The following is a 12341-nucleotide window of genomic DNA, read 5'->3' on the forward strand; positions in this document are numbered from 1 at the left end:
ATATTAAATTTGTTTTCTAATCTTTTTGATTAACGATAATTTATTATATTCTTGAATTCTTTTATTCTTATCTTCAAGTTCCATCTGAAGACCTTCTATAATTTTATTAGATTCCGTTATTTTCTCTTCTTTGTATTTTAACTCATTTATTTTTAGGGTTAGTTCACTATCCTTATCTTTTAGCTCATTTATTTTCAGGGTTAGTTCACTATCTTTATATTTTAGTTCACTTATTTTTCTAGCAACTTCTTCTTCCCTATCTTCAATAAAACTACATAATTCTATTGCAAATTCTTTTGATATTATTTGTATTTCAAAAATTAATTCTACCCTACAAGTATTAACTCCTAAATCCGGTAATATTATTTGTGGATCATTATTTATAAATAGTAACGATTTATTATTTAATCTCATTCCATTTGTGTAGTAATTTAACTTAGAGTATTTTACATTATCGTATCCAACTAAACTGTTTATCTTAACTAGACTGTAGCAATTAGACGGATCAATTCTTATTTGTTTCGTATTCTCACTTATATCAACATTTAATACAATCTTATTATTTTCATTGAATACAGGATAAGTTTTATACGAATGTGTTTCACTAAATCCTTCACCATAATCATAAAATACTTGTATCTCCTCATTAATTAAGCTCGTATTCTGCTTATAAATTAATTGTTGCACATCTATATTGGGTCGTGTAGTTTTCCCATACAAATTATTTAATTTAATTGAACTACCTAATACATATTTTTCAAAGCATTTTTCCATTTCACCATATGCATATATTTCTTCATCTGTAATACCTAATAATTTATATAATCCTAGATTCATTAATTCATTTTTTTGATTAGAATTAAATATATAACCACTTAAAGCTCTATACAATATAAAATTGAGTGGAATTGGGAAATTGAAAGTCCACTCATAATCAATAACATTCCATTTCTCTCCAATAATTACATTACCAAAAATAAGATCTACATCGGTAATTTCAGCAGATTTTAAGTATGATGGCAATTTAGCTTTACCAAACACTTTTGCAAATTCTTCCGTTATTTCGAAGTTTCTTTTCACCTTGCCAGGTTCAATGGCATCAATATAATTCTTTATTTTCTCAAATAGCTTCGTATAGTTTTTTTCATATAATAGTTTATCTAACTCTTCCTCCAATGTTTTCCCTTGAATATACTCAAATTTCAGTCCATTCTCCATCACTATGCACTTATTCATGCATATATTTGAGCCTTTATAGGTTTTCGATAATAGATTATAATTCTCATACATATCATTTATATGATTTTGTGCTTCAGTAGTAAGTGCTACCTTTTGAACAAATAACTTTTCGTTAATATCTTTAATTATATCTGTTCTAATCTTAAATTTATCATCTCTTTCATTAGAATACTTGGAATATATAATAGTGCAATCCTTATTACTTTCCTCACTATTTTCTATAATCATTAAATATGAATTTGAATATATATCAAATAAACCTTCCTTGATAATCGAATCATATACCTTGCTTTCATCAAACAAAACCATGCGTTCGGCATCAAAATTTCTCATATTATTGTTTAATTCACCATTTTTAGGTAAATAATCATCTGAGTATATAATATTCGGTAACTTATAATCTGGATATGGATAATAAAATCTGTACTTATTAAATCCACACTTTTGTATAATCTCTTCCAATTCTTTTTTAGAAAAAGTCTTTACTCCTCTTGTATTAGGGTATCCTTCAATACCATCAAAATATCGCCCCACATGATCTTCCTTGCATCCAGCCCAATATTTTAAACCTAGTTTATTCTCAATCGCAATAATTATTTTCCCATTTTTATTAAGATGTTTACTAATTATTTTTAAGAAGTTCTCATATGGCCTTTCGCTTGATATATAAGACTCTCCATATTCAAACACGCCTATAAGAGTTATATAATCATATTTTTCCACAATTCCCTTTTCTATATCTTCAAAATTTCCCACTAGAATTTCTATATTATCTTTTTCCTTGTTTCTATATGCATTGATAAGGCTTCTTTTTTTCGACAAATCAATGCATGTTACTTTCCTTGCCTTATTCGCTAGAGTTCCTGTAATCGCCCCACAACCTGATCCAATTTCTAACACAGTTTCATTATTATTAATAGGCATCCACTCTATTATATTAGCCCTTAGGTGAGACAAATGATATATTACTGGCCATTTATTACGTTCCCCTATAATTTTATCATACTCACCCTCTTCATTATTTTGCACAATGTCTAAAAGCTCATCCTCAACTTCTCCATCGCTGTACAAATCTTCTCCTAAATAATATTTATAGTTTAAAACTACATTTCCTATCCGCTCATTCATATATATGCCTCCATTAATTCTATTTTATCCTTACCTCGGAATCCATATCATAATAGCCTACCGAATTTTTAGTTGCTATAACAGTAATATTACATACATCATAAAGTCTATGGTATACAGTAAAATCGCCATCTTTAAAACCTGTGCATCCCAATGATAACAGGTGTTCTCTACCCTGCAGATTCATTTTTTGAGTAAAAGTAACCTCTTTAATCTCACCTACTTTTGATATGGAAATATTGATTTTCTCCAACATCGTATTAGTACCTGTAATATCAGTTCCTTTTAAATCCTTGATTGTAAAAGCAAAAATAGGATCTTGAATTATTTCATTAAAAATAATTTTCATCTTTATAGAAAATAATTCTCCCTTAACTACATTATTAGTTATTATCCCATTACTATCAATCACAGCGAAATCTACTATTTCTGCCAATTTATTACCATACTCTATCTTATTCGGATTGATGTTCATTGACTTTTTCCATATTCCGTCTTCAAAAACTTTATTATTATCATAATCCGATTTGCATTCATCACCTAATTGATTAACTAAAACCTTCTTATATATATCAATAACTTCCTTAGTTTCCCCTTCAATCAATTTTGTACCCTTATTTATTAAAATAGCTCTATCGCAATACTTACCAATACTTCCTAAATCGTGGCTTACAAATAGAATTGTCTTTCCTTGTTTCTTAAATTCCTCAAATTTTCTGTAACATTTAGCTTGAAAAAAAACATCACCAACAGAAAGTGCCTCATCAACAATTAATATTTCAGGTTCAATATTAATTGCAACTGCAAATGCGAGCCTCACAAACATACCACTAGAATAAGTTTTTACAGGCTGATTAATAAAATCACCTATATCTGCAAAATCAACTATACTCTCTACTTTTGCATCAATTTCCTCTTTAGTGAACCCTAGCATAGTTCCATTAAGATAGATATTTTGTATACCTGTGTATTCTTGATTAAAACCAGCACCTAACTCTAGCAAAGCCGATATTCTTCCATTAACTATTACATTTCCTTTGCTCGCGTTTAATACTCCAGTTATAATCTTCAGTATTGTTGATTTACCAGAACCGTTAGTTCCTATTATACCTACTGTTTCTCCTCGCTCTATTTCAAATGATATATTATTTAAAGCATAATGCTCCTTGCTATAACTTTTTTTTCTTAAGCTTAGCGATTCTTTCATTCTATCTATTGGTTTATCATATAACTTATAAATCTTACTTACACTCTCTACCTTTATTGCTATATCTGACATTTGTACCTCCTTACAGTACATCCGCAAAATGTGGTTTTAATTTTTTGAATATCATTGCTCCAACAACAAATAAAACCAAGGTCATTACCCAAAAATATACAGTTTGAAAATATCGTTGAAAAAACCATACATTATTTAAAAATGTATCTCGATATCCCTCTACTATATAATACATTGGGTTCAATTTTACTATCCACTGAAATTGTTTTGGCATTATCGTATAGCTCCACATTATTGGTGTCATCCACATTCCAATTTGCAAAAATATACTTATTAATTGCCCTAAATCTTTAAAAAATATTACTATTGCAGATGTTGCATATGATATGCCTAATGCCATAAAAAATGTGCAAAATGAGTAATATATTAATTGTACTGTATATTTTGATGGATAAAATCCGTATATCCCAGCTACAATAAATAGAAACACTATAAATACAAAGTGGATAAATAACGCCGAAACAACCTTTACTATAGGCAGTATGCTTATCTTAAAGACCACTTTTTTTACTAGATAACTATACTCAAGCATACAATTCGTAGCATTAGATAGAGCTTCCTGAAAGAAAAACCATGGCACGAGCCCTACCATAAACCATACTATAAACGGAACATTCTTAATTGGAGATCCTGCCTTTAATCCAAATTCAAAAACAAACCAATATAATAATATAGTTATTATTGGCTGGATAAATGCCCATGTTATTCCTAAATATGATCCCGCATACTTAGTCTTGAAATCATTTTTTGATAAGCTCCATATTAACACTTTATTAGTGTTTAACTCTTGGACTAATGTAAAAACGCTTCTTGACTTCCTAAGAATCATTAACAATAGAATATCTATTGTTAAGCAAATAATTACTTTAAGCATTTTATTTACTAAAGCTTGATATTTTATAATATCTGATAATTTATTTAAATCCATTTTGTATGTTATATACGGATCTTCTCCTAGTGTTTCTATATCAATAGATTTATCTGTTTCATATATTTTTCCAATTTGAGTTTGATTATTATTATCTAATATTTGTTTTCGATCTAACTCCACATTTTTCCCCATGCATGAAACTCCAATATTTGATATACTTATATTCGATGGTTGATTTCCTAAATCAAATCTTAAATTCAGCACATCTTTGGGTATAATAAATGTTAATGTTTGCTTTTTCCCTACATCTGAATAGATTGCCTTTTGAGATTGCTCTTCTGTCCATGAAGTACTGTTCCCGTAAAAAACTTGATAAGTATCTGGCCTATCAGATGTGATTTCATAACTTAAAGTTATGCTTTTATTTTCTAGGTCACAATATTTAAATACTAGTATATTCGACACAATTACAAAAAATATTAAAATTAATAGTTTTATAAATTTATTTTTCCTCATATTTAAAATTATCCTCTTATTTCTATTAAAAATCTATCTAAAGCATCCTTCCATTCTGGTAATGTTTTAAAATCGTTTTTCACTAAACTTTTCTTTGAAAGTCTTGAATTTAAAGGTCTTACTGCTTTAGTAGGATACTCACTAGTTGGAATCGGATTTATCTTGCACTTTAAATTTGCCTTTTTCATAATCTCACTAGCAAATTCTGCCCAAGAACAAAATCCTTCATTTGTTGCATGGTATACACCATATTTTTCTGATATAGACATATCACACAAAAGTGGTGCCAAATCAAAAGTATATGTAGGACTTCCAATTTGATCACATACAACATTTAATCTTTCTTTTTCTTTTCCTAATCTCAGCATCGTTTTAATGAAGTTATTTCCATTCACTCCAAACACCCAGGATATTCTTACTATGAAATACTTGCTTAATATTTCTTTAACTTTAATCTCACCTTCATATTTTGTTTTCCCATAAACAGAAATGGGCCTTATATTTCCATCAATTTCAAAAGGAATATTCCCTTTCCCATCAAATACATAATCTGTAGATATGTAAACCATCTTAGCATCTACTGCTTTACAAGCCTTCGCTATATTTTGTGTTCCTTCTACATTTACTTTATAACAAACCGCTCTATCATCCTCTGCTTTATCTACTGCTGTATATGCTGCACAATGTATAACACATTCCGGCTTTAATTTGAAAAAATATTCACTTACTTCATCACTACATGTTATATCTAATTCAGATTTATCAATTCCTAAACATTCTATATTTCTACTGTTTAGTTCTTTTACAACATCATACCCTAGTTGTCCGTTAACTCCTGTAACAAGTATCATATTTTATCATCTCACTTTAACTTTTTAATTATATTTTTAAATAACCAATTAGGTATAAATATCATTAGAATTTCAAAGTACGCTTCTTTTTTACTTAAGTGCCTATACCTTAAAATCTTAAATATATTCTTATCAATTCTTGCCTTATAAAATTTAATAATATCTTTTAAATCCACATCTTTAATACACTCTCGTATTTCATCCATTCTTTGCCTTAACGGAATTAACCTAACATTGTAGTAATCTTCTTTAGAAAACACATTACTTAGAATTCCAGTTTGATTATTTCCATGTATCCTATATTTCACTAGTGGTTTATTAAAAAAAGCCACACTCCCATAAAAACTCGCTATTATTGCAATCCAATGATCGTGTATTGTAACTTTCGAAAATGGCATAGCCTTTTTTGCTAGTTCACTTTTTACTAGCATACAACAACCAGCAATGCAATTATTAAAAAAAAGTGTAGAAAACAACTTTTCTCCATGTACGTATTTTAATCTTGGCCTTACTTCTTTCAGCGTTTTAGCAATAAGTTTACTATCTTTATCTATAACGCTCACATCACTATAAACCATTACTGATTTTTCTTTTGTAATCACTCTTACTAAAAATTCTATTTTGTTTTTTTCCCAAATATCATCTTGATCACAATACGCTAAGAAATCACCACAAGCCATCTTAGTAAGTTCTTCAAAAGCTATGTTAGATCCTTGATTTTTCCTTCCTCGCATCAATTTATATCGAAAATTAGTAATATGCTTTTTAAAATATTCTTCGCTCACCGGAAAATTGGGACAATCATCATAAATTAGTAGCTCTAAATTCTTATATGTTTGGTCATTCAATGAAATCAGCTGTTCTATAAGCCAGGTTTCATTTGGTTTATAGACAGCTAATAATATTGATACTGATGGCTTATCTATTTCCATACATATTCTCATAGTAATTCTTATATTCGCCACTAATTATATTTTCCCACCAAGTTTTATTATCTAAATACCACTTAATAGTCTTTTTAATACCCTCATCAAAAGTAGTAGTAGGCAACCATCCTAATTCACTATGTATTTTTGTAGGATCTATTGCATAACGCATATCATGACCTTTTCGATCTCTTACATACTTAATTAACTCTTCTGATTTTCCAAGTTCTTTGAGTATTGTTTTAACTACATCTAAATTTGTTCTTTCGTTATGTCCACCAATGTTATATACTTCTCCAACATTACCCTTATGAATTATTAAGTCGATTGCGCTACAATGGTCCTCTACATATAGCCAATCACGCACATTTTCTCCACTTCCATATACAGGTAACTTTTTTTCATTTAACGCATTTGCTATCATAAGTGGAATTAGTTTTTCTGGAAAGTGATACGGTCCATAATTATTAGAACATCTTGAAATAGTCACAGGCAAATTATAAGTTCTATAATATGCTCCGACTAAAAGATCAGCAGATGCTTTACTTGCTGAATATGGACTTGATGTATGTAATGGAGTTTCTTCTGTGAAGAAAAGATCATGCCTATTTAAAGGTAAATCACCATAAACTTCATCTGTAGATACTTGATGGTATCTTTTTATTCCATATTTCCTGCACGCATCAAGTAATACTTGCGTTCCTATCACATTAGTTTTCAAAAATATTTCTGGATTTTCTATTGATCTATCTACATGGCTTTCTGCTGCAAAGTTTACTATAACATCCGGACTTTCCTTTTCAAACATATCATAAATGGCTTTTCTATTAGCTATATCTATTTTATAAAAGCTAAAATTATTATTATCTTTAACTGAATCTAACGTCTCCATATTTCCAGCATAGGTTAATGCATCAACGCATATTATTTTGTAATCCATATATTTATCAAGCATATAGTGAACAAAATTACCACCAATAAACCCTGCTCCCCCTGTTACAACTATCCTCATAATATACTCTCCTTAAAATTAATATTTTACTATTAAGTTATCTCCAATTGACTATTAATAAAACACTATTTATTATATATAAAAGTACAATCACTATCTTTTATAAGTGGTGCCTTTTTATCCTTTTCTGAAAGAATTGGATTTTCTATTCCCCACTCAACACCTATTTCCGGATCGCAATAACAAATACTTCTATCACTCTCATAATTATAATAGTTATCAGTTTTATATACAAACTCTACATCACTTGTAAGCGTCAAAAATCCATGGCCAAATCCCCTTGGAATAAATAACTGTCTTTTATTTTCAGCGGAAAGCTCTACGGCCACCCATTCTTTATAGTTAGGTGATCCTTCTCTTAAATCTACAGCAACATCAAGTACAGCTCCTCTAACACAACGTACTAATTTTGCCTGAGCATGTTCTCCATTTTGAAAGTGAATTCCTCGTAGTATTCCTTTTTCCTTTGAATAAGATTGATTATCTTGTACAAAATCACACGCTATTTCTGGAGTTTTAATTCTAGAGTAGGTTTCCATAAACCATCCTCTTTCATCACCAAAAACTTTCGGCTCAACTATATAAACACCTTCTAATTTAGTTTTTATTAAATTCATTATTTAAACCTCTTTTCACTATCCATTGTTTACTATAATTAATAAATAACTTTCCCCATAGCAACATTTTTTAAATGCTGTCCATAAGGACTTTTTCCATACTGATCTGCACTTTCTAATAAAGTTTTTTTATCAATCCAATTATTCTTGTAAGAAATTTCTTCCAAACACGCTACTTTAAGTCCTTGTCTTGTTTCAATTACTTTTACATATTCAGATGCCTCAGTCAAACTATCCACCGTACCAGTATCAAGCCATCCATATCCACGTCCAAGGGTTATTACATCTAAGTTTCCATTTTCCAAATAAATTTTATTTAAATCTGTAATTTCTAATTCTCCCCTAGCTGAAGGCTTTAATTTTTTTGCATATTCACATACCTTATTATCATAAAAGTAAAGTCCAGTAACTGCATAATTAGATTTAGGAACTTCTGGTTTTTCTTCTAAAGAAATAGCTTTTCCATTTTCATCAAATTCCACTACACCGAAACGTTCTGGGTCATCTACATAATAACCAAAAACTGTTGCGCGTCCCTCATTTTCCACAGCCTTTTTTAAATGCTTAGTCAATCCATTTCCATGAAATATATTATCTCCAAGTATCATAGCACAATTATGATTTCCAACAAAGTCTTCTCCTAATATAAACGCCTGTGCCAATCCATCTGGAGATGGCTGCTCCGTATAGGATAAATTTATTCCATATCTCGAACCATCACCTAGCAATTTTTCGAAATTCGGCAAATCTTTTGGAGTTGAAATTATTAATATATCTCGAATCCCTGCTAACATTAAAGTTGATAATGGATAATAAATCATCGGTTTATCGTATACTGGCAGTAACTGCTTTGAAGTCACCATAGTTAAAGGATAAAGCCTTGTCCCACTTCCACCTGCTAATATTATTCCTTTTGTCAAAATCATCACTTCTTTCATTGAAACTTAATTTTATACTTAAATTTTAAAATATGCATGATTCATAATAATCTATATAATGTTTACTTTCCAAGTTTTTAGCTTAATAACAAATTATAAATAATTAACTTAATTTAAAATTATACATTTTTTCACATTCTATCCCCAATTTTATCACATTCTATAATATAAATAAACGAATTTTACAATATTTATGTACTGGTACTTATTTCAGCTAATACATAATTTTAATATGTAAGGCTCAAAGTAAAACCTATGTTTTATTGCAAACTTTCTGACAAAATGGTATCATACAGCTAATAGTATGATTTAATAATATTACAAAAAGGATGGATAGAAATGATAAAAGAAAATCAAAGTCTTCTAAATAAAATTAATGCCATTTCAGATATTGTAATCTTATTCATTTCAATGACTTTAGCGTATTTAATTCGTTTTTATATATTTTTGCCTGATACAGATTACATAAAATTAATTACATATATAGAATTTTCAATTGTTATAATTCCAATAAACCTTATTATTTTTAATTTTTTTAACTTATATCATTCTTTTAGAACAACCTCGTTTATAAAAGAATGTAATCAAATAATAAAATCGAATACTGTTCTTACAGCTATTTTATTATCACTATTATTTATATTTAAATTAGTACATATTTCAAGATTAGTTATAGTTATTTTTTATTTTGTAAACATAATGCTAGTTATAGCTAAAAGATTTCTTTTAAGAAGAATTCTATCAAAAATGAGAACTAAGGGTATGAACTTAAAACACGTTATAATCGTTGGTGCTGGCGAAGTTGCAAATGAATATTTGAATGTTATTAAAAGCAATAGAAACTTTGGATATAATTATTCTGGATATGTAGCCAATAATTCAAATTTTGAAGGCGAAAAACTTGGAGAATATAACAATTTATATACTGTCTTAGAGAAACATAGAGCTGATGAAGTAGTTTGCGCCTTAGATATTTCTGATGCAAAGTATATTGAAAAAATAGTATCTGACTGCGAAAAAAGTGGTACTAAGATTTCCATAATACCTTTCTGCTACAAGTACATACCAAGTCAGCCTTACATTGATCAGATTGGCAATATACCTCTAATAAATCTTAGAAGAATACCTTTAGACAATTTAGGAAATGCTTTTATAAAGAGATTTTTAGATATTACAGGTTCTCTTGTTTTAATAATATGTACAAGTCCTATAATGCTTATTACTTCAATTATTATCAAGCTAACTTCGAAAGGGCCTATAATATTTAAACAGCAACGTGTTGGATTAAATAAAAATTTATTTACTATGTATAAATTTAGATCTATGAAGATCAACAACGAAGAAGAAACAGGATGGAGTACTAATAATGATCCAAGAAAAACCAGGTTTGGATCTCTTATTCGCAAATTTTCCATTGATGAATTACCACAGTTTTTTAATGTTCTTAAGGGGGATATGAGTTTAGTAGGTCCTAGACCCGAGCTTCCTCACTTTGTTGAAAACTTTAAGGATGAGATTCCGCTTTATATGGTTAAACATCAAGTAAAGCCTGGAATAACTGGTTGGGCACAGGTAAATGGTTATAGAGGCGATACATCAATAAAAAAGCGTATTGAATTTGATATATATTATATTGAAAATTGGAACATATTAATGGATATAAACATATTATTCAGAACTGCCTTTAAAGGATTTAAGAATAATGAACAGATTATAAAACATAATAATCCTAAAAATATTGAAAATAACGGAGTTCAATTATGAAAAAAATACTTTTTATAGCATCAACACTATCACATATAGAAAACTTTCATATCCCTTATTTAAAGAGATTTAAAGATCTCGGGCATAGTGTTCATGTTATGGGAAAACTAAATAATAAATCTGAAATCTTATATGCTGATAAAATTATATCTGTTCCTTTTGAAAAAAGCATGTTTTCACTTAAAAATTTCTATTTATCTTTAAAAATAGCAAAGATAATTAACAAGAATAATTATGATATCATAATTATTCATACATCTCTGGCTGCTTTTTTTGCAAGGCTTGGAATAATACTATGCTTAAAAAAGCCTAGGCTAGTAGTTAACACAGTTCATGGTTATCTATTTGATTACAATAGTTCCTTTTTTAAAAAACATATTATGATCTTAGCAGAAAAACTGACCAAGTGCGTTACAAACGTTATTATTGTTATGAATTCATCAGATTATGATATTGCTAAAAAATACAAATTATATAAAGATAATTTGTATTTAATAAATGGTATGGGAATCGATCCAGACTCATTTCCATCCATTTCATCTAAATGTAAGGTTGCTCTTAGAAATAGCCATAACTTTTCAGAAAAAGACTTTATTTTAATTTACGTTGCTGAATTTTCTAAAAGAAAGAATCAAAAATTTCTAATAAATTCAATGAATAAACTAATTAGCGAAGGCTTTTCAAATATAAAACTGCTTTTTCTTGGTGATGGGCAGTTTTTAGATGAGTTAAAGCTATACACTCAGAGCTTAAGTATTAATGATAATGTTTTTTTTGCTGGCTATACTAAAGACACTTGTACATATTATCAAATGTCTGACATATGTGTTTCTTCAAGCCGTATTGAAGGATTACCTTTTAATATTATGGAAGCAATGTCTGTTGGACTGCCTATAGTAGCTTCAAAAGTGAAAGGACATATAGATTTAGTCATACCAAATGAAAATGGATTTTTATTTAACTACAATAATATCGACGAATTTTGCTCCTATATAAAAAACATCTATAAAAGCACAGATTTGCAATATAGAATGCATATTAAAAGCATTGAATTATCAAAAAAATACTCTTTAGATTCTGTATTATCTAATACTGTCCGTATAATATTAAACGAATATGATCTGCATTTATAAAAATGAGAATTATTATTTTCGGTTTAATTTCAAAAATAATAATTCTCATTTTTATATTTTTTTAATT

The 12341-nt window shown here is 28.7% G+C and carries 10 protein-coding genes; 2 read left to right on the plus strand and 8 right to left on the minus strand.

The genetic code is table 11. The annotated features are described in order from the left end of the window. Positions 1 to 3: 3 nt before the first annotated feature. The 8 genes from KEC93_RS23845 to rfbA form a co-directional block, all read right to left on the minus strand. Entirely contained in the window at positions 4 to 2367 is a 2364-nt protein-coding gene (locus KEC93_RS23845; RefSeq protein WP_077868322.1) for a class I SAM-dependent methyltransferase, read from the minus strand. 19 nt (positions 2368 to 2386) lie between these two features. Further along, complete coding sequence (locus KEC93_RS23850) at positions 2387 to 3646, minus strand: ABC transporter ATP-binding protein (RefSeq protein WP_077868321.1); 1260 nt, start codon at positions 3644 to 3646, stop codon at positions 2387 to 2389. Between the two features lie 10 nt (positions 3647 to 3656). Then, positions 3657 to 4982 (minus strand): ABC transporter permease, encoded by a 1326-nt coding sequence (locus tag KEC93_RS23855; RefSeq protein WP_244999360.1) that lies wholly within the window; start codon positions 4980 to 4982, stop codon positions 3657 to 3659. Positions 4983 to 5041: 59 nt separating this feature from the next. Beyond that, entirely contained in the window at positions 5042 to 5884 is an 843-nt protein-coding gene (gene rfbD / locus KEC93_RS23860; RefSeq protein WP_077868319.1) for a dTDP-4-dehydrorhamnose reductase, read from the minus strand. 11 nt (positions 5885 to 5895) lie between these two features. Next, a complete protein-coding gene (locus KEC93_RS23865) occupies positions 5896 to 6816 on the minus strand; it encodes a glycosyltransferase (RefSeq protein ID WP_077868318.1) in 921 nt (306 codons plus the stop codon). Then, on the minus strand, positions 6803 to 7822 hold the full coding sequence (rfbB, locus tag KEC93_RS23870; RefSeq protein WP_077868317.1) for a dTDP-glucose 4,6-dehydratase: 1020 nt from the start codon (positions 7820 to 7822) through the stop codon (positions 6803 to 6805). The genes KEC93_RS23865 and rfbB overlap by 14 nt, the downstream gene beginning before the upstream one ends. 65 nt (positions 7823 to 7887) lie before the next feature. Continuing rightward, positions 7888 to 8439, minus strand: coding sequence for a dTDP-4-dehydrorhamnose 3,5-epimerase (gene rfbC, locus KEC93_RS23875; RefSeq protein ID WP_077868316.1), 552 nt, complete (start codon positions 8437 to 8439; stop codon positions 7888 to 7890). Positions 8440 to 8477: 38 nt separating this feature from the next. Further along, on the minus strand, positions 8478 to 9377 hold the full coding sequence (rfbA, locus tag KEC93_RS23880; protein WP_242960323.1) for a glucose-1-phosphate thymidylyltransferase RfbA: 900 nt from the start codon (positions 9375 to 9377) through the stop codon (positions 8478 to 8480). Positions 9378 to 9716: 339 nt separating this feature from the next. On the opposite strand from rfbA, the gene KEC93_RS23885 reads away from it, so the two are divergent. Then, positions 9717 to 11141 (plus strand): undecaprenyl-phosphate glucose phosphotransferase, encoded by a 1425-nt coding sequence (locus KEC93_RS23885; protein ID WP_077868314.1) that lies wholly within the window; start codon positions 9717 to 9719, stop codon positions 11139 to 11141. Further along, complete coding sequence (locus KEC93_RS23890; RefSeq protein WP_077868313.1) at positions 11138 to 12274, plus strand: glycosyltransferase; 1137 nt, start codon at positions 11138 to 11140, stop codon at positions 12272 to 12274. Before KEC93_RS23885 ends, KEC93_RS23890 begins: the two co-directional genes overlap by 4 nt. Positions 12275 to 12341: the final 67 nt, after the last annotated feature.

Source organism: Clostridium beijerinckii (genome assembly GCF_018223745.1).
Taxonomy (GTDB): domain Bacteria; phylum Bacillota; class Clostridia; order Clostridiales; family Clostridiaceae; genus Clostridium; species Clostridium beijerinckii.